Annotated in this window: 26 protein-coding genes and 1 tRNA gene; 14 read left to right on the top strand and 13 right to left on the bottom strand. The window is 59.4% G+C overall.

Annotation, left to right across the window (positions count from 1 at the left end; translation table 11 throughout):
* Nucleotide 1 precedes the first annotated feature (1 nt).
* Nucleotides 2-856, bottom strand: a complete 855-nt coding sequence (locus BG842_RS26705; protein ID WP_069453154.1) for a universal stress protein — start codon at nucleotides 854-856, stop codon at nucleotides 2-4.
* Between the two features lie 78 nt (nucleotides 857-934).
* Here BG842_RS26705 and BG842_RS30465 point away from each other — a divergent pair, with 78 nt between their 5' ends.
* Nucleotides 935-1108, top strand: a complete 174-nt coding sequence (locus BG842_RS30465; RefSeq protein ID WP_175424310.1) for a hypothetical protein — start codon at nucleotides 935-937, stop codon at nucleotides 1106-1108.
* A 4-nt stretch (nucleotides 1109-1112) separates the two neighbouring features.
* Here BG842_RS30465 and BG842_RS26700 read toward each other — a convergent pair whose 3' ends face one another.
* Nucleotides 1113-1703 carry an ATPase involved in flagella biogenesis gene (locus BG842_RS26700; protein WP_069453153.1) on the bottom strand — a complete coding sequence of 197 codons (591 nt, stop codon included), beginning with the start codon at nucleotides 1701-1703 and terminating at the stop codon, nucleotides 1113-1115.
* Nucleotides 1704-2001: 298 nt separating this feature from the next.
* The gene (locus tag BG842_RS26695; RefSeq protein ID WP_007975968.1) at nucleotides 2002-2442 is read right to left on the bottom strand and encodes a DUF2391 family protein; all 441 of its coding nucleotides are present in this window, start codon (nucleotides 2440-2442) and stop codon (nucleotides 2002-2004) included.
* Nucleotides 2443-2519: 77 nt separating this feature from the next.
* Between BG842_RS26695 and BG842_RS26690 the strand changes: the two genes are divergently transcribed.
* Both BG842_RS26690 and mdh read left to right on the top strand, forming a co-directional pair.
* The gene (locus BG842_RS26690; protein ID WP_069453152.1) at nucleotides 2520-3200 is read left to right on the top strand and encodes a class I SAM-dependent methyltransferase; all 681 of its coding nucleotides are present in this window, start codon (nucleotides 2520-2522) and stop codon (nucleotides 3198-3200) included.
* Nucleotides 3201-3329: 129 nt separating this feature from the next.
* A complete protein-coding gene (gene mdh, locus BG842_RS26685; protein ID WP_069453151.1) occupies nucleotides 3330-4247 on the top strand; it encodes a malate dehydrogenase in 918 nt (305 codons plus the stop codon).
* Nucleotides 4248-4353: 106 nt separating this feature from the next.
* On the opposite strand, the gene BG842_RS26680 is transcribed toward mdh, so the two are convergent.
* The 3 genes from BG842_RS26680 to BG842_RS26670 all read right to left on the bottom strand — a co-directional run bounded on the left by BG842_RS26680 (nucleotide 4354) and on the right by BG842_RS26670 (nucleotide 6835).
* On the bottom strand, nucleotides 4354-5013 hold the full coding sequence (locus BG842_RS26680; RefSeq protein ID WP_069453150.1) for a metallophosphoesterase: 660 nt from the start codon (nucleotides 5011-5013) through the stop codon (nucleotides 4354-4356).
* Nucleotides 5014-5039: 26 nt separating this feature from the next.
* Nucleotides 5040-5615 (bottom strand): IMP cyclohydrolase, encoded by a 576-nt coding sequence (locus tag BG842_RS26675; RefSeq protein WP_069453149.1) that lies wholly within the window; start codon nucleotides 5613-5615, stop codon nucleotides 5040-5042.
* Nucleotides 5616-5677: 62 nt separating this feature from the next.
* Nucleotides 5678-6835, bottom strand: coding sequence for an FAD-dependent monooxygenase (locus BG842_RS26670; RefSeq protein ID WP_254663516.1), 1158 nt, complete (start codon nucleotides 6833-6835; stop codon nucleotides 5678-5680).
* Between the two features lie 157 nt (nucleotides 6836-6992).
* On the opposite strand from BG842_RS26670, the gene BG842_RS26665 reads away from it, so the two are divergent.
* Together BG842_RS26665 and BG842_RS26660 are read left to right on the top strand one after the other, a co-directional pair.
* Nucleotides 6993-7658 carry a helix-turn-helix domain-containing protein gene (locus BG842_RS26665; RefSeq protein ID WP_069453147.1) on the top strand — a complete coding sequence of 222 codons (666 nt, stop codon included), beginning with the start codon at nucleotides 6993-6995 and terminating at the stop codon, nucleotides 7656-7658.
* Between the two features lie 124 nt (nucleotides 7659-7782).
* Nucleotides 7783-7855, top strand: a tRNA-Gln gene (locus tag BG842_RS26660).
* A 57-nt stretch (nucleotides 7856-7912) separates the two neighbouring features.
* On the opposite strand, the gene BG842_RS26655 is transcribed toward BG842_RS26660, so the two are convergent.
* From BG842_RS26655 to BG842_RS26635, 5 genes are all read right to left on the bottom strand, one after another.
* Complete coding sequence (locus tag BG842_RS26655; RefSeq protein ID WP_256388582.1) at nucleotides 7913-9580, bottom strand: homing endonuclease associated repeat-containing protein; 1668 nt, start codon at nucleotides 9578-9580, stop codon at nucleotides 7913-7915.
* A gap of 430 nt (nucleotides 9581-10010) precedes the next feature.
* Nucleotides 10011-10391: a hypothetical protein gene (locus tag BG842_RS26650; protein ID WP_069453144.1), complete on the bottom strand. Its 381-nt coding sequence runs from the start codon at nucleotides 10389-10391 to the stop codon at nucleotides 10011-10013.
* A 153-nt stretch (nucleotides 10392-10544) separates the two neighbouring features.
* Nucleotides 10545-11033 carry a KEOPS complex subunit Cgi121 gene (gene cgi121, locus BG842_RS26645; RefSeq protein ID WP_069453143.1) on the bottom strand — a complete coding sequence of 163 codons (489 nt, stop codon included), beginning with the start codon at nucleotides 11031-11033 and terminating at the stop codon, nucleotides 10545-10547.
* Nucleotides 11030-13288 (bottom strand): ATP-dependent DNA helicase, encoded by a 2259-nt coding sequence (locus tag BG842_RS26640; RefSeq protein ID WP_069453142.1) that lies wholly within the window; start codon nucleotides 13286-13288, stop codon nucleotides 11030-11032. The genes cgi121 and BG842_RS26640 overlap by 4 nt, the downstream gene beginning before the upstream one ends.
* Before the next feature lie 135 nt (nucleotides 13289-13423).
* Entirely contained in the window at nucleotides 13424-14104 is a 681-nt protein-coding gene (locus BG842_RS26635) for an IS6 family transposase (RefSeq protein ID WP_069453141.1), read from the bottom strand.
* Between the two features lie 49 nt (nucleotides 14105-14153).
* On the opposite strand from BG842_RS26635, the gene BG842_RS26630 reads away from it, so the two are divergent.
* Together BG842_RS26630 and BG842_RS26625 are read left to right on the top strand one after the other, a co-directional pair.
* Nucleotides 14154-14906, top strand: coding sequence for a hypothetical protein (locus tag BG842_RS26630; RefSeq protein WP_069453140.1), 753 nt, complete (start codon nucleotides 14154-14156; stop codon nucleotides 14904-14906).
* A gap of 69 nt (nucleotides 14907-14975) precedes the next feature.
* Complete coding sequence (locus tag BG842_RS26625; protein ID WP_007982143.1) at nucleotides 14976-15218, top strand: ferredoxin; 243 nt, start codon at nucleotides 14976-14978, stop codon at nucleotides 15216-15218.
* 251 nt (nucleotides 15219-15469) lie between these two features.
* On the opposite strand, the gene BG842_RS26620 is transcribed toward BG842_RS26625, so the two are convergent.
* Entirely contained in the window at nucleotides 15470-16966 is a 1497-nt protein-coding gene (locus BG842_RS26620) for a Cdc6/Cdc18 family protein (protein ID WP_069453139.1), read from the bottom strand.
* Between the two features lie 1624 nt (nucleotides 16967-18590).
* On the opposite strand from BG842_RS26620, the gene BG842_RS26610 reads away from it, so the two are divergent.
* The 4 genes from BG842_RS26610 (at nucleotide 18591) to BG842_RS26595 (ending at nucleotide 21530) form a co-directional block, all read left to right on the top strand.
* Nucleotides 18591-19232, top strand: a complete 642-nt coding sequence (locus tag BG842_RS26610; RefSeq protein WP_069453137.1) for an Era-like GTP-binding protein — start codon at nucleotides 18591-18593, stop codon at nucleotides 19230-19232.
* A gap of 5 nt (nucleotides 19233-19237) precedes the next feature.
* Nucleotides 19238-19624, top strand: a complete 387-nt coding sequence (locus BG842_RS26605; RefSeq protein WP_007982153.1) for a DUF2073 domain-containing protein — start codon at nucleotides 19238-19240, stop codon at nucleotides 19622-19624.
* A complete protein-coding gene (locus BG842_RS26600; RefSeq protein WP_069453136.1) occupies nucleotides 19624-20367 on the top strand; it encodes a Zn-ribbon containing protein in 744 nt (247 codons plus the stop codon). The genes BG842_RS26605 and BG842_RS26600 overlap by 1 nt, the downstream gene beginning before the upstream one ends.
* Before the next feature lie 305 nt (nucleotides 20368-20672).
* The gene (locus tag BG842_RS26595; protein WP_175424309.1) at nucleotides 20673-21530 is read left to right on the top strand and encodes a hypothetical protein; all 858 of its coding nucleotides are present in this window, start codon (nucleotides 20673-20675) and stop codon (nucleotides 21528-21530) included.
* A 450-nt stretch (nucleotides 21531-21980) separates the two neighbouring features.
* Here the strand turns inward: BG842_RS26595 and hemB are convergent, their stop codons facing one another.
* Complete coding sequence (gene hemB, locus BG842_RS26590) at nucleotides 21981-22964, bottom strand: porphobilinogen synthase (RefSeq protein WP_069453134.1); 984 nt, start codon at nucleotides 22962-22964, stop codon at nucleotides 21981-21983.
* 89 nt (nucleotides 22965-23053) lie between these two features.
* On the opposite strand from hemB, the gene BG842_RS26585 reads away from it, so the two are divergent.
* The 3 genes from BG842_RS26585 to BG842_RS26580 all read left to right on the top strand — a co-directional run.
* Complete coding sequence (locus BG842_RS26585) at nucleotides 23054-23776, top strand: DedA family protein (RefSeq protein ID WP_007982163.1); 723 nt, start codon at nucleotides 23054-23056, stop codon at nucleotides 23774-23776.
* Nucleotides 23777-24139: 363 nt separating this feature from the next.
* Complete coding sequence (locus tag BG842_RS32650; RefSeq protein WP_256388581.1) at nucleotides 24140-24265, top strand: hypothetical protein; 126 nt, start codon at nucleotides 24140-24142, stop codon at nucleotides 24263-24265.
* Between the two features lie 81 nt (nucleotides 24266-24346).
* Nucleotides 24347-24614 (top strand): hypothetical protein (locus BG842_RS26580; protein WP_394327505.1); only part of this gene is annotated, 268 nt, incomplete at its 3' end.

Genomic DNA, 24614 nt, shown 5'->3' with positions numbered 1-24614 from the left:
CTCACAGCGTTTCCCGAACGAATCGCGTGAGCCGCGGTCGAATTCCGACCTCTCGACGAGTGATGATGACGGTCGTATCCGCGCGCCGTCCGACCGCTTGTGGGACCGACCCGACGAGTTGTCGTCGGAGCATCCCCTGTCGGGTCGAACCGAGGACCGTGATGTCGTGGTCCGACGCTCGCTCGACGACGGTTTCGGTGACTGAGCCGCTTCGGACCTCCTGTTCGACGGTTGCGGGAGCAATGCGAGCCGCGATGCTGGCGAGCAGCCGTTCGGTGGTGGCGTCGTCCTCCCCCACCCGGAGCAAGTTGATTTCGGAATCGTTCGCCAGTGCAATCGCGCGGGCGACGTCCGCCGCGAGTTCCGCGTGGGGACCCTCGGCGACGGGAACGAGAATGGTGTCCGCCGTCTCCGCCGGGCCGATTTTCTCCACGAGAACGTCACACGGTGCGCGCGCCACGATGCGGTCGATGTTACTTCCGAGGACGATTTCGCTCGGGTGTTCGCGCGCCTGCCACCCGACGACGAGGGCGTCACAGTCGAACTCGACGACGGCGTTCGTGAGCGCGCGGGCGACGTCGTACGAGACGAGCAACTGCCCGCTCACCGGAACCGCCCCCTGTGCGGTTTCGACAACTCGGTCGAGGATTTCCTGTTCTTCGCCGCCGAACTCGCGGATTATCACCTCGTCGGTGTAGAGTGCGAACGGCGACTGGCGCTCGGTCACGAGGACGCGCAAGACGAGGACGTCACCGTCCCGTTCGCGTGCGATATCGACCGCGGTTCGGGTCAACTGGGCGGCGTTCTCGGGGTCGGCCACCGCCACAGCGATACGATAGTCACTCGTTCCCCCCATTTTTGGGAAGTACGGCGTCGGTCAGCAAAAGCGTTGGCTCCCCGTAGTGTTTTCGTCGCGCGGGTCGGTTCGGAAAGTATGGACCCCATCACACGATGGGTAGTCGGCGAACTCGTCAGGTCAGCGGTCGGCGCGTTGCTCAGCGGCATCGGATACGCCGGAATAACGGTCAGCATCGCTGTCGCTATCGAGAAGGGCACCGTTTCGGGTGGAAACGGTACACCTTCGACAGGCGTCGCTGAAGTCAACTGACGTTTCAGTCCAGTTTCGAGAAATCGGTATCGACGTTGCCGTCCCGGTCCAAGTCGACCACGGCGTCGAACAGACCGAGGAATCGCTCTATCTGCACTTCGTCGTGAACCCCCTTCGAGAGGTGGAACAGTCCGACGGCATCGTGTTCTTCGAGCAGTTCGAGCACCTGCTCGACGGTGTTGTACACCCGCTGTTCGTCCGCGTAGTAAGCCATCTCGGTGATGGAGTCGAAGCTGATGCGGCGTTTACCGTCGGTCTTCGTCAGGAACTGTTCGGTGACCGAGAGGATTCCTTCGAGGTCGTCAGGGGCGGAGACGTAGTGAACGTCGTTCGTGCTTCGGCGGGAGTAGCCGCGTTCGATGCTCAACGTGTCGAGGATGTCGGCCTTGTTCTCGTCTACGTCGTAGTGGTCGAGTTTCTGTTTTACCTCGCGGGCCGTCGTCCGTGTCGAAATGACGAGGAAGCGGTCGGTGTCCGTTTTCAAAAAATCGGTGTCGATTCGGTCGGTTTCTCCCGTGCTCGGATGTAAAAGGAGGACGCCAGTGCCACCCGGTATCGAATTTGGCGTGTTCTCTATATCGAGTTGGTAATCCATATCATCCGGTAACTAGCGGAAGCGACTTAAAATATACGGGAATGCGGGTCGGAACACCGCGTTAGCACCGAACACGTCCGAGGGAGACGTGGCTGTTCAACCGGTGAACTGGACCGTTTCGTCACCAAATACACCGGCTGTGCCACGATACGTTCGGTCAATAGTCAGTTCACAGACTACCCCAAAGGTACGACTGGATAGTTCGGCCCTTGTACGAAACCACCACGAACGCAACGCCAGCGAAGGCGGGCAACCCGCCGAACAGAAGGGAGTCCAGCGGATCGAACGACGGGGTCCGTCAGAACACGCTGTCGGCGGTGGCCGCGCCGACGACGCTGAAGACGGACCCCACGCTGACGGCCTTGACCGTCGTGAAGAGCGCCTGCCCGGACGTGTGGCCGTCGAACAAACCGTCGTGGAGGAACGTCTCCGGCGCGGCGAACACCACGGCGAGGATGGCGACGGACCCGAAGGAGACCACCATTAACGAGATGAAGCGAGTCGGGACACCGGCCACGTCCGCCTCGCGGTCGGGGTCGCGCTCGTGGTCCGCCTTGTAGAGCGCGCCGTATCCGATTCCGAAGACGATACAGACGGTCGCAAGCGCGTGGATGGTGGACATGTTTCCCGCGATGTCCCAGACCTCCTGCGTGACGACGAACGGGCCAGCGAGGAGGAAGCCACCGAGCACCTGCTGGGCCGTATCGGCGAGGGCGAATCGTTTTCTCGAACCGACCATATCCCCGAGAAGGGGCCGAGAAATAAAGCCCTGTGCGTTCCGAACGGGTTTTGTCGGGGACGGCCGTTCCATCGTGCATGAGCGTCCGCGAGGAGTTCGACGACTGGGCGGCGGATGGCCGCGACAAGGGAATGGAAGAGCGACACTGGCACACGGCGAAACACGTTCTCGCCCGGATGCCGGTCGGAGACGGCGACACGGTCCTCGATTTGGGATGCGGAAGCGGATACGCCGGACGTGCCGTGCGCGATACGAAGGGAGCGGGACGGGTGTACGGACTCGACGGTTCGCCTGAGATGGCGCGCAACGCGCGGGGGTACACCGACGACTCGAACGTCTCGTACCTCGTCGGCGACTTCGACCACCTGCCGTTCGCCGACGACAGCATCGACCACGTGTTCACCATGGAGGCGTTCTACTACGCGAACGACCCCCACGAGACGCTTCGGGAGGTGCGGCGGATACTTCGCCCCGGCGGCACGTTCTTCTGCGCCGTGAACTACTACGAGGAGAACGTCCACTCCCACGCGTGGCAGGACTCGATTTCGGTCGAGATGACGCGCTGGAGCCGCGAGGAGTACCGCGACGCGTTCCGTGAGGCGGGGTTGTACGTCGCCGAACAGGACAACGTACCGGACCGCGAGACGGAGATACCCGCGGAAGACGCGTTTCCGACGGATAACTGGGAGACGCGCGAGGCGATGGTCGAACGCTACCGCGAGTTCGGCACCCTGCTGACCGTCGGCGTCGCGCCGTAACCCCTTCGTTTCGAGTGGAACGACCCGACAAACTGTCGATTCTGGAGAATTCAACCGAAGCGACGATTCGGGGCAATAGCACACGCTACCGGAGGATTTAACCAAACAGCAGGGCGTCTTTTAGGTGACATGGTGAAAGTAAGCGTAGTTGGCGCGGCAGGCACTGTCGGGGCCGCCGCAGGCTACAACATCGCACTGCGTGATGTCGCGGACGAACTCGTTCTCGTTGACATTCCGGACATGGAAGACAAGACGGTCGGGCAGGCCGCCGACGTGAACCACGGGGCCGCCTACGACTCGAACACGGTCGTCCGACAGGGGACCTACGAGGACACCGCCGGGTCCGACGTCGTCGTCATCACGGCCGGGATTCCGCGTCAGCCGGGACAGACGCGTATCGACCTCGCGGGCGACAACGCGCCCATCATGGAGGACATCGGGGACTCGATCGCCGAGCACAACGACGGTGACTTCGTGACGATCACGACGTCCAACCCCGTCGACCTGCTGAACCGCCACCTGTACGAAACCGGTGACCGCGCACGAGAGAAGGTTATCGGCTTCGGTGGCCGCCTCGACAGCGCCCGGTTCCGCTACGTGCTGAGCCAGCGCTTCGACGCGCCGGTCCAGAACGTCGAAGCGACCATCATGGGCGAGCACGGCGACGCGCAGGTTCCGGTCTTCTCCAAGGTCCGCATCAACGGCGCGGACCCCGAGTTCTCGGACGACGAGAAGGACGAAATCCTCGGCGAGCTCAAAGAGAGCGCGATGAACGTCATCGAGAAGAAGGGCGCGACCCAGTGGGGCCCGGCCACGGGCGTCGGCCACATGGTCGAGGCCGTCATCCGCGACACGGGCGAAGTGCTCCCCGGTTCTATCAAACTCGAAGGCGAGTACGGCCACGAAGGCGTCGCGCTCGGCGTCCCCGTCAAACTCGGCGCGAACGGCGTCGAAGAAGTCGTCGAGTGGGACCTCACCGAGTTCGAGCGCGAACAGCTCGGCGAAGCGGCGGACAAGCTCGCAGAGCAGTACGAGAAGATAGAGTAAGCGCGTTTCCGAGCGATTTCTAGTTTCAACCGATTTTTTCGACGCGACTGTCGTAGCGAGCCGACGGTATCGTCAGAAGCGAGCCGGTTGAAACGTCTCTCCGGCCCTACCGCCCTTTCGCCAATCGCGCGCCGATTTTGTCCGGCAATCCAGCCTCCCGCACCGCCTCCTGTACCGCTTCGATGTCGTACTCCACGCGTCGCTCCTCGACGCTCATATCGTCGAAGTCGAGAATCGCGTAGGCGGCGCGAGGGTCGCCGTCCCGCGGTTGACCGACGCTTCCGGGATTCATCACGACGCCCTCGTCGTACGTTTCCTGGTGTTGGACGTGCGTGTGACCCATGACGAGGACGTCCTCGTCACCCAGTAGGTCGGGGTCGAACTCCTCGGGATAGGTGTAGTGGTCGGGGTCGTCGGGGTGGCCGTGGACGATTCTGACTCGACCGTCGCACGCGAGACGCGAATCCGGGCGGCGGGAGAGCCAGTCGATTTGGACGTCGTTGAGTTCGTCGCGGGCGTGCTCGACGCCCGCGGCCGCCATGCTGTTGAATCGGAAGGCGGTGCCGGTGACGACCGCCCGGTCGTGATTTCCCATCACGCTCGCCGAAACGCGGTCGCGGAGACCGTCGACGCACTCGCTCGGCCACGGGTTGTAGCCGACCACATCGCCCGCACAGAGGAGTTCCTCGACGGGCGGCATATCGTCGAGAACGGCATCGAGCGCGACGCGGTTCGAGTGAACGTCCGAGATGATACCGACCTTCATGTCGGGTCGATACGTTCGGGAAAGCCTTAATTCCCGTTCTCGACCGCGAGGGAGAAGTCGTTTTCGTCGTTTCGAGCGACGCCGACGCCGCAGACGGGGTGTTCGAAATCGAGGTCGTAGGCCGCACTCGCCGCGGTTTCGGCGTCCGCGGCATCGAAGTCGAAGGCCTCGGGCGTGTCCTTCTCGTAGGTCGCCACGAGCGTCGGTTCCGTGACCTCCTTCACGAGCAGGGCGTCGCGGCGGACGATACCGATGTAGGATTCCTCGCCGACGGTTCCCGCGATTCGCGGCGTGTCGTAGTCGTCCTTTTCGTAATCGAGCGCGAGAAGACTCTCCGCGAGGGCGTCACGCGCGGGGTATCCGAGTTCTATCTTCTCGGCGATGGGGTCCACTTGCGAGCCGTTGCCGATGACTGCCGTATCGCCGACGACGCGGGCGCAGTTGTAGGCAATGTAGGGGTTGTCCGTCTCCGGTGCGTCCTCGGTCGGGCCGACGGTGACGGTCTCACCGTGAGCGACCGCTTTTCGGTTGGGGAACGACCGCGAGGAAACTCGGTAGGCGCCGACGTCTGGACCGACGACGATGAAGCGTCCGATGTACATACACAAACATGCGTAATTGGGACTGAAATACGTGCTGGTTTGTGCACGGTTACGGTGTCATCTCAGATTTCGCTCGAAAGGAAATCCCGGAAGTACTCCTCCATCCGTTCTTGGGAGTAGAACTTGACGCTCTTGTCGCGGAGTTCCGCGAGCAGGTGGTTTTGGACCATGACGAACGAACCGAGCCGACGCGATTTCTTTTGCACCGTATCAACCCGGTCACGGCGACGGGACACGTAGTGTTCGAGCCCCTGTTCGAGGTACTTCGAATCGGTTCGGGTCAGTTCGTCCGCGAGGACGGCCGCCGATTCCATCGCCATCGACGCACCGACACCGCCGGTCGGCAGTATCGCGTGTCCGGCGTCCCCGATGAGAACGACGCGGCCCTTCGTCCACTCGTCCATGTGCAGGTCGTAGAAGTCGTCGTGCCACATCCCCGCCGGGTCGTCCATCTCGTCCGCCGGGTCGTCCATCTCGTCGAGGATGTCCGGGACCAACCCACCCATGTCGTCGAACATCTCACGAACGCGGTCGAGGCGCTCGTCCACGGGGTCGGGGGTTCCTTCGGGCACGGTCGCGGCGAGGAAACACGCCAACTTGTCCTCCGTCGGGTACAGACCGACGAACCGTCCCGCGCCCCAGTGCTCCTGCACTTCGCCCGACGTCGCCAACGAAGGGTCCACCCAGAACGCCCACCCCGTCATGTCGTGATACGTCAACTCCACCTCGCCAAACACGAGGTCCCGAACCTTCGAGTGGATGCCGTCCGCGCCGACAACGAGGTCGTAGGTGCCCATCGTGCCGTCGGTGAAGGTAACGTCAACTTCGTCCGAGTGTTGGTCGATTTCGGTGACGGTCGTTCCCATCTGGAGATTCTCCTCGGAGATGGTTTCCTGCAACACATCGACGAGATTCGGTCGCCAGATGAGATACGTCTCGCCGTACTCGTCGGCGAGGCTGCCCATGTCGTAGCCGTGTAGCTGTGTTCCGTCGTGGTCGAGAACGTGGTACGCCTCGAACTGGTCCGCGTTATCGAGGAGTTCGTCGTACTTGCCGAGACCCTTCAGGATGTTCGACCCCGCGGGCCACAGGCTAAGGGTGTAGCCGAGACCGCCGTAATTGCTCGATTTCTCCACCACGTCGGGTGAGAATCCGCGCTGTTCCAGCAGGCCTGCAAGCGTCAACCCGGCGATGCCGCCGCCGACCACGAGAATCCGCATATCGCTCCCGTATCGAATAGTAGTCGTCATCGTAGCTGCGTGTACAAAAGGGAGATCCGTTGCTCTATCCTCTAGCATGCCACGGGTATTTATTAGAGATTGCCGGCGATAGTCGATTATCACTCCGGCGTCGGTTCGCCACGGAGGTCATGAAAACATGAGGTACGCAACGGTCACAGTCCGCTGGGACGAGGGGGAGCTTCACCCGCTAGACGATGCAGTGGCGCGCGCGCCGGACGTTTCCATCGAGTTGACGTACTACATCAATCCGGTTCGTGACGGGACGTACGCCGAACTGAGTCGAATTCGTGGGGAGCCGGCTCGAATACGAGCGGTGTTACAGGCGACACCGGAGGTGTTAGACTACGACGTTCCGTCCGGAAGCGAGGGGATCACGTACACCCACTACGAGTCCGCCCCGCTCATGGACGCGATGCTCGGGGTGCTTTTCGACCACGAAATCGTTCTCGAATGGCCGGTCGAGTTCGTCGATACCGCGACCGGCCGCGGGGTTCGAGTGACGTTTCTCGGAACGGAGCGGGCCTTGAGCGAAGCGCTCGGCGACGTTCCCGACGACTTCGGAATCGAACTCGAACGGATGGGCGACTATTCGTCGCGGATTTCCGACCCGGTTGCGACGCTCACCGACCGCCAACGGGAGGTGTTGGCGGTGGCGGTTCGGAAGGGGTACTACGAGATTCCCCGAGAGACGACGCATCGGGAAATCGCCGACGAACTGTCGGTTGCCCCCGGAACCATCAGCAAACAGTTACAACGCATCGAAATCGAGCTAATATCGGCGCTTTCGACCCCGAACGAATAGATTTGCAGCCGAATACGTGACCGTGATACCGGGATGCAAGGGTCGGTCGGGTTCGAAACACTGAAATACGGAACTGTGCTACCGTTGAATGCAGATTCAGCGAACCGAATCGCTGAAGCATAACAGTCCCATGGGGTAGTGGCCAATCCTGTTGCCTTCTGGGGGCAACGACCGCGGTTCGAATCCGTGTGGGACTATCAGAAATTTTCTGGCTCTCGTAGAAATCGCTCAGGTCGCGGAACGGACAGCGTATATCATCCATTTGTCGCGTTCGCGTGGTCGTCTTCCGTCGGATTCGTCCCGTCGAAGCTCGCAATCGACCGTCGCTGCACTGTTTCGATTTGGTCTACGAGTTCATCGACGGTACCGGTCTTTACCAAGAATTGTCTTGATGAGTTTTGTGATTTGACTTCGATTAAATCACCGTTTACAGTCACGTAGTGGTTCCCGTGCACCGCCGAATTGAATCCGGAGCGGACGATATCTATCGAATGTCGGAGGTACAATAGCACGTCCGGGACGGAAATCGTGTCGGAGTCTATCAGTGCAGCCAATCGACTGAACGTGTTGTCACGGGATTCCGTTCGACCGAGAACGTCGGTGTCGAACCGAATCGTCGATTCGCCACAGATAGCACCACAATCGCTACTGCAGGTGATTTTTCCGTTCGCCTCGATTCGGGCAAGCGGTTGGGAGAGGGCACGACAACAGACGTTACAGTAGGCACGAATCGTCGGCTCGTTCCGTCCGGTACCGGCGTCGAGTCCGGCGACGTCGACGGCGTTTTGCCACGAACCGAAATGGTTGTAGTACGTCATCCCGGAGAACGGACCCTGTTCTTCCATTTCCTTTCGTTGAGGAACGTGACCGAGAATCTTCGCGAGCCGTCGTAATCCGAGTACCAGCTCCCGATTCTCGATTCCATCTCGTCGGGAGTGACGGGTTTCCAATCCCGCCGCCTCCAGCGCAGCGTTCCAAGTGCCGTATCTATCGAGATACGTCTTCGGGCTGTGAGACCCTCGTTTCCACATTTCTTCGGCGGTGGGAGAGTGTTCCAGTTCCGTAGCGAGATAGCGTAATTCGTCTAGAAGCGTCCGTTCATCGATTCTAGCGCTGTCACTCTGTTTGAGACGGTTCTGACACAATCCGGCATCGGCGAGAGCGTTTACCCAGGAACCAAATCGGCGCCGGTAGGTAGCAGCGCTATACTCGCCGAGCTCGTCCATTTCGGTCGGTGTCGGTGAGCGGCCGAGAACCCCGGCCATCCGCCGGAGTTCATCACGCATTTCCTGATCCGAAAACCGTCGAGGGGTGGACTTGTCGAACGTCTCCGAAAGCTCTGCTCTCTCTATCGCTTCGTTCCACGAACCGAATCGACGTCGGTACGTCGATGGAGAAAACCGACCTTGTTCGGCCATTTCGGTCGATGTCGGGATTCGGTCGAGTGTTTCCGCCAATTCCGAGAGGGCTCGAAGCAACTCGTCTTCGGAGACTTTCACACCCCGCGTTCGCGGCGTCAATCCGGCCTCTTTCACCGCCGTCTGCCACGAGCCGAACCGTTCGAGATACGTTGACGGAGAGTGCGTACCACGTTCCCGCATATCCTCTCGCGTCGGCGTCCGACCTAGCGAATTTGCAAGCGTTTGAATATCTGAGAGGAGTTCCGCGTTCGAATACTTGGGTCGATTACGGGAGTTGGGGGTGAGACCAGCCTGACAGATTGCGTCGTTCCAGGAACCGAATCGAGACTGGTACGTGCTGGGCGAGTACGCTCCGTGAATTTCCATTTCCCGCATACTTGGAGTTCCATCAAGTCGATTCGCGACCCGTTGAAGTTCTGCGAGGAGCTTCTCCTCCGCTATCCGACCTCCCGGAGAGGAGACAGATCGACAGACATTCTTCGCAGAATTCCTTTTCTTCAATGCAGATTATGAAATACCACAATGTCATATAAACATTCGTGTGCAAACAATATTTCTTCCGAAGAAGAGCCAGTTCGTAGGAGAGAGCCTTAATATTACCTCATGAAATCCAATATTATAGCAGATTTTCGCTGGAGACCGTAGTAATACACGATTCAGAGGTTCATGCGCGAAGTTGTCATTCGACATCCCAGTTTACGTACCCCAGATAATTACCGCTGGAGCGTTCGGGACGGTCGAGTTATCGAATACGACAATATGACAAAATTTCAGTGGATTGGCAGCGCCACGGAGGCATCGCTGTCCTAATAAACGCAGTAGCAAAGCGAACGGCCCTCTTCGACCGAAAGACGGCGAACGTTCCGTGACGGACGAATTATAGACTCCAACCCCTCGAACCCCCTGCATTTCAACTGGAAGATTCGACCGCCTACTGCCAATTCGTCTCCGACTCGGCGTCGGTTTCGTCCTCGTCTAACTCGCGCACTTCCCGCTCGTCGTTGTACTCGGCCGGGCCGCCAGCTTTGCCGGAAATTTCGTTGTACACCGCTTCCCGAGCCTCCTCGGGAGATTCGTAGCGTTCGTCCACGAGACGGTCGAAGACGCTTCCCAGTGTCTCCGTCTCGTTCGGCAAGTCGAGTGGCTGGTCGCCGTACTCCGTCGCCAACTCCTCGCTCGTTGTCGGATACTTGTGCTCGCCCAGCATCCGACCCGCATCGCCGAGTGCGTCTTCGACTCGTTCCGCCCGATCACGTTGTCGTTTCCGTGCGTTTTCCTGCACGCGTTCGGCGTCGTGGTGCTCGTCGGACATGGTTCTGTCCCAAGCTACACGATGCCGTCTGAAATTCATACTGGCCATCGAACGGAGCGGCAGCAGTCGCCGTCTCACCGTTGTCTTCTCCGCGCACCACCATTTCTTCACATCTCGCTCTCTCTCACTCTCGCCGCTTCGCACCACCATCCCTCACTTCTCGACTTCGAGCAAGGCGACGCGTTCACAGACGATATCGGTGAGGTCGGCGGTCGTCGCCGCCAGTTCGCGTTCCGAGACGGAGAAAAACTCGAAGACCGATTCGCGGTCCGGAGTGTCGAGCGTACTGCCGGGCGTCAGAACATCGGCAATAGCTTCGCTCGCGGGCGTCTCCCGTTCGCCGTCAACGACGACGACGACATCCCGTTCTCCCTCCGAGACGCCCATCTCCAACGCCTGATTGATCTGACGGCGACCCGCCGCGTACAGGAGGATTTCGACGGCGCGGTCGCGGGCGACGTTTTCACCGCGCTCGAACGCCCGGTTCGCGTGCTCCACCGCCGATTCGAGATGCTCCCGTCCGGCCACGTAGTCGGCGTCGAACGCCTGTATCGCACAGTCGAACTCGTCGCCGATATTGCCGAGGCGAGCCACGAACTCGTTCACGTCGGCGACAGTTGCGGTTCCTTCGACCAATTTCATTCGAAATCACCGAGGCTCTGTTGTCCGCCGTCGTTCGTCGCCCGCGTGCTCGTCGCCGCCGTCTCGGCGTCCGCCTCGACGTCATCGAGCGACGGGTCCTGCCGCCCGACGTTTTCGAGGATGTTTTCGGCCGTCTTTTTCCGGCCGCGGAGCGCACCGAGAACGACGGATTTGTCGGCTTCGCGGAGGTCGGCCCGGGATTCGATACCGGCTTCGTACAACCGACGGGCGCGTTTTCGACCGACGTTCCGAACGCCCGCCAGGTCGAGCAGTTCCTCCTCGACGCCGTACTCGACCCGTTTCCGTGCTTCCCGGACGGCCGTGGTGGTCGCCGACGGAATTCCCTCGGCGTCGTCGCGCTGGAGTTCGGCTGCGAGCCGTTCGGCCGCGTTGAGCAACCACTGTGCCGTTTCGACCTTCCCGCGGATGTCACCGGGGCCGATGGCGTACCGTTCGGTGATGCGGTCTTCGTCGAGTTCGCTCGCCCAGTCTTCGAGCAGGCGGGCGGTCTTCAACGCGGAGAGCCAGTCTTCGAACGCGTTGTCCTCGAACTCCGAGGGCATGTGGCCGAGGAACTCGGGTTCGCGCTCGTAGGCTATCTCCGTGTATCGCTCGCGGTCGCCCGACCGGAGGTAGAGTTGATACATGTCCGGCGTGCGCGAGACGAGATGGTACAGCCCGAGCGCGGTCGGTTTGTCCTTTGCATCGCGCAGTCCGTCGATGATTTCGGCGGCGCTCATCGGGTCGAGGTAGAGTTGCGAGACGCGGTGGCCGAGACCGGTGGCGCGCAATCGGTCGTCCCGTTCGAGGAACCCGTTCCGGTCGAGGTAATCGAGGACGTGTTGGGTGACGGTTTCGAGCCGCCCCGTTTCGTCGGTCTGGGTCGCGTACAGCGTCCGTTCGAGGAAGTCGAGGAGTTCCTCCTCGGTCCCCGCGAACCCGGACGCGACGGTGGCGAGGATGTGCGTTCGGAGCGCGGGTTCGGCGGCGAGTTTCGAGTGGACCGGTTCCGGGTCGGCCCAGACGTATTGGTCGAACAGTTCCTGCAGTTCGTCGTGGCTCTTGGCGATGAGCACGGCCTCGCCGTGCGGGTCGAGACCGGGACGTCCGGCCCGGCCGAACATCTGATGCACTTCGAGCACGTCGAGCGGTTGCATGCCGCCGATATCGCCGTCGTAGCGCCGCCAGTCGCGGACGATGACCCGTCGACTCGGCGTGTTCACGCCCGCCGCAAGCGTCGGCGTCGCGCTGATGACTTTGATGAGTTTGTCGCGGAAGGCGTCCTCCACCAGCGACCGATGGTCACTAGCGAGGCCCGCGTGGTGAAACGCGGCTCCCTTTTCGATGGCCGTCGCGAGGTCGTCGCTCGTTTCGGTGTCACTCACGTCCCGAATTTGGTCGGCGATGTCGAGCAGTTCCCGGCGTTCGTCGTCCGTGAGGTGTGTCTTCGTCACGTCTGCGAGTCGCTTCGCCGCGGCCTCCGCGTTGCGGCGGGAGTTGACAAACACGAGCGACGACCCGCCGTCTTCGAGCGTATCGCGGACGAGCGCCGCGGTTTCCTTCTCGTTTCCGCGGGCAAGTTCCTGCTGTGTCCCGTCGTCGAAGTGGAGCGCCTGTCCGTAGAGAACACCCTTTCTGAGGTCGATGGGTCGCCACGTCGAATCGACCAGCGTGGCGTCGAGCCAGTCGGCCATCTCGCCCGCGTTGCCGACGGTCGCCGACAGCGCGACGGTCTGGAGGTCCGGGTTGACGCGACGTAGTTTGGCGAGCGTCACTTCGAGCGTCGGGCCACGGTGCGCGTCGTTGACGAGGTGAACTTCGTCGGCGACGACACAGGAGAGGTCGTCGATCCACTTCGCGCCGTTTCGGACGAGCGAGTCCACCTTCTCGCTCGTGGCGACGATGATGTCTCTCGAAGCGAGCCAATCCCCGTCGCTCTCGTAGTTTCCGGTCGAGACGCCGATGGAGACGCCGTACTGTTCGAACTCCTCGAACTCCTCTTTCTTCTCGCTGGCGAGCGCTCGGAGGGGGACGATGTAGAGGGCTTTGCCACCACGGGCGACGCTGGACAGCATTGCGAGTTCCGCGATGAACGTCTTTCCGCTCGCCGTCGGAATGCTGGCGACGACGCTCTCACCCTCGGTGATTCCCGCTTCGACCGCTTCCGATTGGGGCGGGTAGAGTTCCTCGATTCCCTGCGCGTGGAAGTGTTCGGGAACGCCGTCCGGCAAGCCCGTCAAGTCGGCGACGTTCACGCACGCTCACCTTGCGTGCGCGGTGCGATTCCGGTCATTACCCTCGTTTGGCGCGTCTTCCCGTTTAAACTGTCGGGTGGTCGCCGAGGAAAGCTATTTTCCAGACGATTGTGATGTTCGAGTATGCGGCACTGTCTAGTTTAGCTCGTCCTCGACAGGTGTTCGGTTGTTGAGCGATTGATGCGGTCGCTGATGGTTATAGTAATGCACAAACTGTTCAAGCCACTGCTGAACGCTCGGCCGACTGCCCACCCACGAGGTATGAAAGCGGTCGATACGCTGTTTGAGCGTGTGAAACCACTTTTCGATAAGGTTTCGCTCGGTATAGTCAAGGTGACCGCTCAATCCAATTCGAAAGAGGGCAGTCCGATAGCCGTAGCCATCAACGAGAAACACAGTGTCAGAGAGATCGTGTTTCTCGGCCAATCCAGACAGAAACGCAGCCGCTTGATCGGTCCCATGCCGATCAAACACTTTGACATCGAGCAGTAACTTTGTTTCTATGTCTATTGCAGCGTACACCCAAGACCACTCGCCGTTAATTTTGACAGCGGTTTCGTCAACCGCGACCCGCGTCGGCGTCGCCGACGGCGGGTCGGAGACGCTGTCAGATACCCGAGGAACCCATTGGAAAATTGCTTGATGCGACCGTTTTACGCCGAGGAGTGCGAGAATCCCTTTTGTTTCCCTGAGCGAACAACCGGTCGCGTGGAGCCGGACGGCGAACGCCCTGACGGGCGTCGCCGTCCGCTCACGCTCCCAACATTCAAGCGTAGCCGTCTCTAAACTCTTGTTGAGCAGGTTTGAGAGTAGCATGAATCACTAGCTCTTCAACCTGCTCGTCCTTATCTAGACAGTGCCGAGTATGCCGATTCCAAAGTACGGCGACAAATACGACGCTCCGGCGTTGTTCTCGCCGGAGGAAGCCGTGGGCGCTCACGGCGGCGCGCTTCCCGAGATGCCGAAAGCGGTCATCCTCGGCTTCGAGGACGAACTGCTCGAAGCGGTGGACGAGCGAGCGACGGAGAGCGTGAACTACGTTCGAAGTCAGACGGTCCAGTTGCTCTCCAAGGAGGTCGGTTTCATCGGCGACTTCGGCATCGGACCGACCGTCACCGCAATCGTCGCGGAGAACGCGATTGCGGCGGGCGCGGAGGTGGTTTGTGTTCTCTGTGGCTGTGCCGGATTGCAGACGGACGTCCCGCTCTCGGATGCGATTCTCCCGACGCGAGCGGTCCGCGACGACGGAATTTCACAGCACTATCTCCCGCCGGAGGAGGCGGTGGCATCGACGCCAGCGGTGACGGACCATCTTGAATCGGCGCTTTCGGATGCCGGAATCGGCGTGCACCGCGGTCCAACGTGGTCGATGGGAGCGATGTACCGCGAGACGAAACCCGAAATCGAACACTACGCGAACGAAGGCGCCCTCTCGCTCGGCATGGCGGAAGCAGCTCTGCTGGCGGTCGCCGAGTATCGCGGCGTGGATGCGGGCGTCGTCCACCAAATCGGCGACTATCTCACCGCGGACGACTGGGTACCGAATTCGGACGAACGGTCCTCGCTCCAGTCGATGCTGGACCCGACGGTCGCGGCGCTTCGAACGTACGTTTCGTGAGGTTCATCGTTTGGTTATCGGCCACTTCGCTCCGTCATCCATTTGAGGGCACACAGCAGAGTGGTAGCTATGAAGATAGAATACGACCGGAACACCTGCACGGGGATGTTCCAGTGCACCGCGGAGTGGGAGAAATTCGTCGAAAACCGCGAGGAAGGCAAGGCCGACCTGCTGGAGGGCGAGGAGGTCGAGGAGGGAATCTTCGTCCGCGAAGTTCCCGAAGGGGAAGAGTTCGACGCCGAGATGGCCGCCCGCGTCTGTCCCGTGGACGCGATCAAAGTGTACGACGACGACGGCGAACAGATAGTCTAACGGGGAAATAAATCGGAATTACGCTGAACTCACAGTATTGTACTGGAGTGTATACTGTAGTAGACTGTAGTATACTGAATCACACTGTATTGTACTAAAAATTACTGAATACTACGAGTTGTTCAAAAGACGAATCGGGGAGGGGGAACATTTCGAGTGGAAACCGTACGGCGGATACGGGACAGATGGGCAGTCGAAGGATTCCGACGTCGAACCGTACTATTGTTCAACTACCGAATCGTGTCCGATGGTCAACTGTCGAACCGCGCCTGTTGCATGAACGGTTGAATATCGTCGATGTCGCCGAGCCGTGAGTCGGATTGAAGGACTGCCTCGGTCTCCTCGATGGGTACCGAGAGGCTGATCTCTTTCGTGCGCCCGTAGCGGCCCTTCGAGACGACGACGGCGTTGACGATGCCGAGCATGTCGAGTTCGCTGATGAGGTCGGTGACACGGCGTTGGGTGAGGATATCCGCGTCGATCTCCTCACAGAGGTGTTTGTAGACGTTGTACACCTCGCCCGTGTTGATGTTGTGGACGCCGTTTTTCTCCAGCGAGATGGTCGAAAACAGGACGAGTTTGGATTGCGTGGGGAGCGTACGGACGACTTCGACCACGCGGTCGAGTTCGATTTTGTCCTGTGCCTTTCGGACGTGGCCCTCCTCGACGCGTTCGGCTTGGTCGCGTTCGGCGAGTTCGCCCGCCGTCCGAAGCAAGTCGAGCGCCCGCCGGGCGTCACCGTGTTCCTGTGCAGCGAAGGCGGCACACAGCGGAATCACGTCGTCGGAAAGGGCGTCCTCCTTGAACGCCACCTCGGCGCGGTGCTGAAGGATGTCCCGGAGTTGGTTCGCGTCGTAGGGCGGGAAGACGATTTCCTCTTCTCCCAAACTGGACTTGACGCGGGGGTCGAGGAAATCGGTGAACTTCAGGTCGTTGCTGATGCCCATGATAGACACGCGCGAGTTGTCGAGTTCGGAGTTCATCCGCGAGAGGTTATAGAGCGTGTCGTCGCCGGATTTCTCGACCAGTTTGTCGATTTCGTCCAGCATGATGACGACGACGCGTTCCTGATAATCGACGGCCTCGAAAAAGGTATTGTACACGCGGTCGGTCGGCCACCCGGTCATCGGAACCGGTTCTATCTCTTCCGAATCGGCTTCGAGTTCCTCAATGCGGTCGTCGATCTCCTGAACGGAGGCAAAATCGACGTTCGCCAACTGTTCGGATTCGGCAGTCACGCCCTCGCGGATGTCTTTCAGTTCCTCGATTCGACTTTCGATGTCGGACAAATTGTTCTCGATGAACTTGTTGGCGAGTTGCGCGAGCACGCGGTACTGCGTGTCCGTTATCTCGCAGTTGATGTACTCGACCTCGCACGGGACTTCGTACTTCAGCGAGGTTCGTTCGAGTTCCTGACTCACGAACTTGGCGCTCGCCGTCTTCCCGGTCCCCGTCTTCCCGTAAATGAGGATATTCGACGGCGTTTCGCCGCGCAGTGCGGCGACAAGGATAGTCGCCATCCGGTTGATCTGCTCCTTCCTGTGGGGGAGTTCGTGTGGCGTGTACGAGGGACGAAGCACTTCCTTGTTCTCGAAGATCGGCTCGCCGCTGAGCAAATCGTCGAACAACCCGTGATTGCCCTCCTCGTCCGAGTCGTCCAAGACGACATCGTCCAAATCGATGCCCTCGAAGCCACGGTTCATGTGGCCGGTTCGTTCGTTCGGCGGGTCGGTATTTTCGTCTGACATACGTCGGCTTGGTACCCCTTCGTTTCGACTGGAGTTGGCACGCCGTGCGGAGAGAGACGGGAGAAAACCGGGAATAACGTCACGATTTTCGTCCCAAAGAAGCGACAGCGCGTCCAGTTGATGCAGATGAAAAAGAGGTACAGCACAGTACTAAAATCTTTCTCATCGGTTGAATGATGAACGAAAAACGGTATTTTCCCGGTTTCACGCTGAAAGAGCACCGTTTCGGGTCGAACGAAAGAAGAGAAGTTGTGAAAAATTGACGGGTCAGTGGCGGTTTTGAACGCGAATTTTGGGAGGGGTCGATTTTCGAGAGATTTTCGAGAGATTTTCGAGCGGTTTCGTCGAGAGCCGTTGGAGAGTCGTCATCAAAATTGTCGAAAGATGATTTTGAAAGCACGCGGGGGAATTCGAGACGGTGGTGCCGGGAACGGAGACCGACTGGTTCACCCGTCCGTTTCGTTCGAGTTTGAGGCGATCTAACCCGTGCATTTCGGGTGGAGTCGAAAAAGAGGGACCAAGACGATTCGCGAGTCACGACGATATGATTCGAACCCCCCAATTTCGGGTGGAACACGTACAAACTATCGCCATAGTTAGAATTGTCAGGGGGGGGAGAAAGGGAGGTTCTTTTGGAATCATACCCGGAATGTTGTCTATCCGAGATGACGCCGTTCGGAATTGACAAGTCGATGGGCAAGTCGGTGGGTGAGTCGGTGGGAGGGACACCACGTCGAATGTTACCACGTTTCTCTGAACCCCCCCACCCCTTCGTTTCGGGTGGAACGAGGAAACAGTGTGGTGGGGGAGGGGGGCTATTCTAGGACAGGAACCTTTATTACACAATCTAGCCAACAATATCCGCAAACTAGAGTCATTTCTTTTCTAGAGTGGGGTGTACCCTGTAACTTACCTCCAACCGACACCCCACACCCCACCTTTCGCCGTTTCCACCCGAAACGAAGGGGTGGGGGTGTGTCCCAACGAGTAAAAACAATAACACATCCACCCGTCTCCAGCAACGAGTCATCTCAAGTCCAACGTTAGAGCAACACCTCCTCGTGTTATCTCTTCACGTGCTCACTGACACCGTAGAACATGGGTGCTGGTAGTTCTCTACCGTTCTCTTTCCTTTCATTTTGTCTCTATTTTCCATCCGTTGCGTGAGAATCGTCCAGTCGTTTTCGCCCACGTAACCCGAGAACCCCTTCGTTTCCAGTGGAAGTCGTTCCCCGAGCACGGCCGTTGAACAAAAATTCGATGCGGCGAGAAAAAGACGGACCAGGAGCAACGAAAGTACCTCCCAGTTCGACCATCGACCGGGGTCCGAATCGGTCCTTTTTGTGTTCCTTTCTTGAGGTCCGTCTCGTATTCACTTGGAGTCCCGCTCGTATTCACTTGGAGTCCCGCTCGTGTTTTCTTCGAGTTCGTTCCTCGTTTTCTTCGAGTTAGTCTTACGCTATTTCTTTCCCACTGCCGCATGGGAATTGCGTCAAGAGTTGTCTGACATAGGTTTAAGTGAATGGCGTAAATTTGTACGCGCAACAGCCCCGCACGTCCGGCTCATCTCGACAACCGGTTGTCTAGAGTGATTATCCGACACTGGGGTCTGGGAGGAAAAAGGATGGGATTGTTTACTGGTCTCAGGCAAAGTATTGCACGTGTGACCGACAAGCTCTTCTCGTCGGAAGAGCCGAAACGAATCGGCATCTATGGGCCCCCGAACGCTGGGAAGACGACGCTCGCCAATCGCATCGCTCGTGATTGGACGGGTGACGCCGTTGGTCCAGAGAGCCACGTTCCACACGAAACACGCCGCGCGCGTAGGAAGGAAAACGTCGAAATCGAACGCGACGGACGGAAAGTCACCATCGATATCGTTGACACGCCGGGTGTCACGACGAAAGTCGATTACGAGGAGTTCCTCGACCACGATATGGAGAAGGAGGACGCCGTTCGCCGCTCCCGCGAGGCCACGGAAGGTGTCGCGGAAGCGATGCACTGGCTCCGTGAAGACGTCGATGGCGTCATCTACGTTCTCGATAGCTCGACTGACCCGTTCACGCAAGTGAACACCATGCTCATCGGCATCATCGAGAGTCAGGACCTGCCGGTACTTATCCTCGCGAACAAAACCGATCTCGACGATTCGAGCGTCCAGCGGATTCGTAACGCGTATCCGCAACACGAGACGATTCCACTCTCCGCGCTGGAGGGTGACAACATGGATGAAGTGTACACGAAAATCGCGGAGTACTTCGGGTGATTCCAATGCCGGAAGTGAAAAATTCAGACGACGGCGTTCAAGTTGACCTCATCGGTGGTGAACGGATGGCTGGGAAGACCAGCATGGAAAAAATTCGGATGATACTCGATGGCGTCCGTGACGGCAACATCGTCATTCTCGAAGAGGGGTTGTCCCCCGACGAGGAGAGCAAGCTCATCGAGGTGACGATGACCGAAATCAGCCCCGACGAGTTCAGTGGTATCGAAATCGAAACGTATCCCCGTTCGAAGACGTCCGACAGTAGTCTCCTCGGTCGATTGATGGGTCGTGAGTCCACCGGTTCGAAACTCACCGTCATCGGTCCGGCGAACCAAATCGAGACGCTCCACAAGGACGAGAACCTCATCAGCGCCCTCATCTCCCACAAATAATGCCCCACGAGTGTACGAACTGTGGACGGACGTTCGCGGACGGGTCGAAGGAGATGCTTTCGGGATGTCCCGACTGTGGCGGTAACAAGTTCCAATTCCGACCGTCCGGTTCATCTCAAGACGAAACGAAGGCCACCGAATCCGCGGGTGCGAGCGCGAACGCTGCACCGACCGCTGACAGTGCAGGCGGGTCCGGGACGGTAGGTCGAGCGGCGAATACGGTCAAAGGATGGGTCGGGTCGCGCGGTCGTTCGGAATCGGAATCCACGAACTCGGACCGTAACGAACCCGCGCAGAAGCCTACCCAACCGACAAACCGCCGCGAACAACCACCACAAGCGAGCGAGCGGGCAGAGGCGGACGAGTCGACGGTGGCGAACGAAGCGGCTCAGTCGAAGCCGACTCGAAAAGCGACGGCGGAACCCAGCATCGAATCGACTGAGGACCGCGCACAGGCGAGCGCTCGCTCGGAAATCGTCCCGGACGACGAACTCCCGGAACGGCCGGACAACGAGGGAACAGGTACGGTTATCAAACCGCCCGAAGACAACCAGCCGAGTCTCGACGAACTCCGCGAGGAGCTCAACAGCCAGTTCGAGAGCATCAAGGTGGTCGAACCTGGGCAGTACGAACTCAACCTGATGGAGTTGTACGAACGGGACGAGTACATCATCGCCATGCGTGAGAACGGTCGATACGTCATCCAGGTCCCCGATTCGTGGACTGGTGCGGCCGATAGCTGATTCCGTTTCGGTTCTTGCCGCTTTTGTTTCGGTTTCGCTACCTCTGTTCTGACTTCGACCGTCTCGTCACCTCGACGTTCGATGCCGCCGGTGTCGGTATCTAACGGGTGGCCAAACGTGCCGACTGGTGAAAAACGGTCAATCTGGAGTGGAAACGAAGGGGTTTCGACCCGAGTAGGCAGATTTTAAGCAGTCGAGTGGAAACGAATGGGTATGAGCACTCCGACGAAAATCGTCATCGGGACGGTCGTACTGACGATGGTGGCCGTACTTGCAGTCATCATGAACGCTTGGCTCATCGCCTGATGTTTCGCCAACGGTCTGTGCCGGACGACGTGGCGGCGGTCCGAGGCGACCACGCGCCGGACGCGCTCGTCTTGGATTGCGAACGCGATTTCGAGACGCTCCCGATTCCGGCGCGCGACGACCTCGCACTCCTGACGGACGAACTCCGTCCGTTTTCGGCACCCGACGAGTGGCTACCCGACGACGCTCCGGAACTCCTCCGACGCTTCGCCGGGTCCGACCTCGTCGTCGGGATGCCGGGAGACGGCAGCGTGGCGTGGACTCACCAAACCGACCCACCCGTCCTCTTCGTGAAAGCGCGCGTTCAGGGGTCGCCCGAGGAGTTCGTCAACTTTCTGGTCGTGGAAGCGCTCGTCGAGGTCGGACTCGACCTTCCCGAGCACTTCCTCGAATTCTTCGAGGGTCGATACCGGGAGTTCGCCGAGGTCGTTCCGCTCGGACCCGCGGCCACGTACCAACTCGCCGTCGCCCTGTGTGACGCGTACAAAGGGCTGTACACACGCGAGGTGTTCGCCGACTGGCAGGGAACGCATCCTCGGTTGTTCGAGGCGTGGCGGGACGCGGGTCAACGAATCGAACCGCGGGTGGACGGCATCACCCGGGAAGTCGTGACCGGAACTACCGACTTCCCCGACGCCACCGAGTTCGCCTGTAGCGCCATCAAACACGGTATCGAACCGCCAGCGCCGTTTTCGGCACTCGACACACAGGCCTACCGCGACCACGGCGTCGGCTACGCCATCAAATGGGCCGAAAAGACGCTCGGTTCGCTCGATGTGGGTTCTGATTCCGATTCGAACTCGGATTCTGATTCGACTACCAATTCTAGTTCTGATTCGAATTCAAATTCGGAATAACACCGTTCGGTCCCGTTCGTTTTCTCACTACACACGCTCCGATCTATCTTCTCACTCGTCGTCTCCTTCCGTCGGGACGATCACGAGGTCGTCGGGTTGGCTGTCGAGGTATATCGAATAGTCGTCCGTGACCGTGTCTTGTGCCATGCTAAGCCAGAACAGTGCTGTCGCATATAACCTTACCTGTCAACGTTTTCCATTTATTCGGCTCACAACTGTATGAACATCCGATTTATTATCGGATACAATCCGTTTAAGGTTGTAATGTGGGCGGAAAACCACTCCTTAGCGACTCATTTCTGGACAAACGTTTCGTGACGCCTCGGCGTCCGCGACGTTCCCTGTTGATTTGGTGCGCGTGAGAACAGCACGAATTCGGCGATAGAGCCTTTCTTTCGCCGTTTCACGAATACCTATCTCACGAAGTGGCCGTCTCACAGAGTCGTCGGTTTACGCGAGGCCCTCGGCTATGTCTTCGGCGAAGTAGGTCAAGATCAGGTCCGCACCCGCCCGCTTGATGGACAGCAGGGATTCGAGCGCCGTCTCCCGCAGGTCGAGCCATCCCTTTTCGCTCGCGGCGTGCAACATCGCGTACTCGCCGGAGACGTTGTAGGCGGCAATCGGGTGGTCGTACTCCTCCCGGATGTCCCGCACGATGTCGAGGTACGGCAGTGCCGGTTTGACCATCAGTATGTCTGCACCCTGCTCAACGTCGAGTTCGACTTCGTGCATCGCTTCGCGCGCGTTGGCCGGGTCCATCTGGTAGTGTCGTCGGTCACCGAAGGCGGGTGCGCCGTCCGCCGCGTCCCGGAACGGGCCGTAGAACGCCGATTCGTACTTCGCGGCGTAGCTCATGATGGGTACGTCGGAATAGCCCGCTTCGTCCAGTCCGGTGCGAATCGCTTCCACCATACCGTCCGTCATGCTGCTCGGCGCGACCATCTCCGCACCTGCCTTGGCGTGCGAGACGGCGATTTTCTGCAGCAGGTCGAGCGTCTCGTCGTTTTTCACCGTGAGTCGCGGGTCGTCCGCGGCCTCGTCCTCGACGATTCCGCAGTGGCCGTGCTCGGTGTACTCACAGAGACAGACGTCGGTGATGACCGTGGCGTCCGTCTCAGCCGTGATTCGACGCGTCGCTTCCTGTACCACGCCGTCTTCGGCCCACGCGCGACTGCCTCGTTCGTCCTTCGATTCGGGGATGCCGAACAGCATCACGGCCCCGACGCCCGTTTCCAGCACTTCCCGCACACGTGCGACGCTCTCGTCTATCGGCACGCGCTCGTGTCCGGGCATCGATTCGATCTCGACCCGTTCGTCCGTCGTCGCATCGACGAACACGGGTGCGATGAGGTCGGTCGCATCGAGGGTCGTCTCGCTGACTAACTCTCTGATTCCGTCACGACGAAGCCGACGTGGACGCTCGGCGAAGTTCATATCACTGCTACCCGCGGAATCCCCAAAACCGCGTCGCTCCGGGGATGGGTCACAACGCATTTAGCCCGTCCCGTCAATATCCGTATCTGATGCACATCGCCTCGCTCGTTGCGGTCGAGACGACCATACCGACCCTCCTCACCTTCTCAGTTTTCGGGTTGGCGATTCTGTCGTTTGCCCCGAACTCTCGCTCGATTCGAACGTTCGTCGCGAACTACGGCGTTTTCGTGCTCGCGGGCAGCGTCGCGCTCGTGGCCGTCGCCGGTATTCTCCTCTTCCTGTTCGGCGATGAAACGCTCGCAAAACAGTGGCTCGACCAGTACGGCTTGTTCGCCCTGTTTTTCATCTTCATCCTCGAAGGCGCGATGATGCTGTACTTCGCGCCGAGCGAGACCGTCGTCCCGGTCGGCGTCACCGTCTTGGCGAAGTCGCCCAGCGATTATCGGACGATAGCAGTCATCGTTGTCGTCGCCGTCATCGCTTCGACGGCCGGACAGTACGCGCTGTTCCTGCTGGCGAAGCGCGGCGGACGGGAATACCTCCTCGAAAAACCGTGGTTCCGAATCGACGACTCGTCGCTGGACCGGTTCGACCATTGGCTCGAACGGTGGGGTCCGCTCGCCATTCCGCTTAGCAACACGCTCCCGTTCACTCGCGGGATGTTGACCGTCCCGGCCGGTTTCGGTGAGATGAAGGACAGAAACTTCATCATCCTCTCCGCGCTCGGTTCGCTCTCGTTCGAAACGCTCCTCGCAATTTTCGGCCCGAGAGCGTTCGCGATACTCTTGGATGCGATTTCGAAGTTCTTCTGAACGTAGGCGGGTCCCAGAATCGACCTCCGAAATTTATATTTTATTGCCACTTTCTCCCCACTGTTGATTCTGACCACAAACCCGACAACTGTCGACCAACTTGAAACTCTCCGAGTGAGGCGGGGACCCGGTTGAAATCATCGTCATCCTACCATGGCGATAGACCTAACAGTGCTGAAAGCGTAGTTCTACTCGCGCCCGCGTACCGTTTGTCGCGTGCCATGCTACGAGCGCCACGTGGGCGCACTTTCATTCTAACACAGTGACAGGCGAGTGATGTCTCATCAGTAACTGTCGATAAATTGGTTCGATGGAATATTTCGAATCGAAAGTATATTTGGCTCGCGTTTCGAGTGAGTGGATATGGAGACGATACGTGCCAACGAGTATCACGACCTCGTTAGCGTGACCGATCCGCAAGTCTCGCCGGACGGCGAGCTGGCACAATCCCATCTGGCGGCACAACGACGCAGCGTCGCCGAATGGTAATCGTGTCGATTCGAACCACTCTCCCGATGCATCGCACGCAAAACGCACCCTGATACGGTTCAACACAGGTATTCGCAAACTATGACAACCAATCGCTGGAGCAAAGAGAAAGCATGGAACTGGTACGACAAACAAGACTGGCTCGTCGGGTGTAACTACCTGCCCAGCACCGCGGTCAACCCAACCGAGATGTGGCTAGCCGAATCGTTCGATCCGGAAACCATCGACCGTGAACTTCGCTGGGCCAGTGCTGTCGGAATGAACACTACACGAGTATTCCTGCAGTACCTCGTTTGGGAGGATGATCCAGACGGATTGAAACGACGCATGGACAGCTATCTCGATATTG

It is taken from the genome of Haladaptatus sp. W1, assembly GCF_001723155.1.
GTDB lineage: Archaea > Halobacteriota > Halobacteria > Halobacteriales > Haladaptataceae > Haladaptatus > Haladaptatus paucihalophilus.
Note: the sequence above shows the minus strand (reverse complement) of the source record. Positions and strands in the feature narration are given on the sequence as shown.

Excerpts from the sequence above, each read along its gene's own strand:
- BG842_RS26705 (WP_069453154.1), bottom strand. The coding sequence starts at position 856 with ATGGGGGGAACGAGTGACTATCGTATCGCTGTGGCGGTGGCCGACCCC.
- BG842_RS30465 (WP_175424310.1), top strand. The coding sequence starts at position 935 with ATGGACCCCATCACACGATGGGTAGTCGGCGAACTCGTCAGGTCAGCG.
- BG842_RS26700 (WP_069453153.1), bottom strand. The coding sequence starts at position 1,703 with ATGGATTACCAACTCGATATAGAGAACACGCCAAATTCGATACCGGGT.
- BG842_RS26695 (WP_007975968.1), bottom strand. The coding sequence starts at position 2,442 with ATGGTCGGTTCGAGAAAACGATTCGCCCTCGCCGATACGGCCCAGCAG.
- BG842_RS26690 (WP_069453152.1), top strand. The coding sequence starts at position 2,520 with ATGAGCGTCCGCGAGGAGTTCGACGACTGGGCGGCGGATGGCCGCGAC.
- mdh (WP_069453151.1), top strand. The coding sequence starts at position 3,330 with ATGGTGAAAGTAAGCGTAGTTGGCGCGGCAGGCACTGTCGGGGCCGCC.
- BG842_RS26680 (WP_069453150.1), bottom strand. The coding sequence starts at position 5,013 with ATGAAGGTCGGTATCATCTCGGACGTTCACTCGAACCGCGTCGCGCTC.
- BG842_RS26675 (WP_069453149.1), bottom strand. The coding sequence starts at position 5,615 with ATGTACATCGGACGCTTCATCGTCGTCGGTCCAGACGTCGGCGCCTAC.
- BG842_RS26670 (WP_254663516.1), bottom strand. The coding sequence starts at position 6,835 with ATGCGGATTCTCGTGGTCGGCGGCGGCATCGCCGGGTTGACGCTTGCA.
- BG842_RS26665 (WP_069453147.1), top strand. The coding sequence starts at position 6,993 with ATGAGGTACGCAACGGTCACAGTCCGCTGGGACGAGGGGGAGCTTCAC.
- BG842_RS26650 (WP_069453144.1), bottom strand. The coding sequence starts at position 10,391 with ATGTCCGACGAGCACCACGACGCCGAACGCGTGCAGGAAAACGCACGG.
- cgi121 (WP_069453143.1), bottom strand. The coding sequence starts at position 11,033 with ATGAAATTGGTCGAAGGAACCGCAACTGTCGCCGACGTGAACGAGTTC.
- BG842_RS26635 (WP_069453141.1), bottom strand. The coding sequence starts at position 14,104 with ATGCTACTCTCAAACCTGCTCAACAAGAGTTTAGAGACGGCTACGCTT.
- BG842_RS26630 (WP_069453140.1), top strand. The coding sequence starts at position 14,154 with ATGCCGATTCCAAAGTACGGCGACAAATACGACGCTCCGGCGTTGTTC.
- BG842_RS26625 (WP_007982143.1), top strand. The coding sequence starts at position 14,976 with ATGAAGATAGAATACGACCGGAACACCTGCACGGGGATGTTCCAGTGC.
- BG842_RS26620 (WP_069453139.1), bottom strand. The coding sequence starts at position 16,966 with ATGTCAGACGAAAATACCGACCCGCCGAACGAACGAACCGGCCACATG.
- BG842_RS26610 (WP_069453137.1), top strand. The coding sequence starts at position 18,591 with ATGGGATTGTTTACTGGTCTCAGGCAAAGTATTGCACGTGTGACCGAC.
- BG842_RS26605 (WP_007982153.1), top strand. The coding sequence starts at position 19,238 with ATGCCGGAAGTGAAAAATTCAGACGACGGCGTTCAAGTTGACCTCATC.
- BG842_RS26600 (WP_069453136.1), top strand. The coding sequence starts at position 19,624 with ATGCCCCACGAGTGTACGAACTGTGGACGGACGTTCGCGGACGGGTCG.
- BG842_RS26595 (WP_175424309.1), top strand. The coding sequence starts at position 20,673 with ATGTTTCGCCAACGGTCTGTGCCGGACGACGTGGCGGCGGTCCGAGGC.
- hemB (WP_069453134.1), bottom strand. The coding sequence starts at position 22,964 with ATGAACTTCGCCGAGCGTCCACGTCGGCTTCGTCGTGACGGAATCAGA.
- BG842_RS26585 (WP_007982163.1), top strand. The coding sequence starts at position 23,054 with ATGCACATCGCCTCGCTCGTTGCGGTCGAGACGACCATACCGACCCTC.
- BG842_RS32650 (WP_256388581.1), top strand. The coding sequence starts at position 24,140 with ATGGAGACGATACGTGCCAACGAGTATCACGACCTCGTTAGCGTGACC.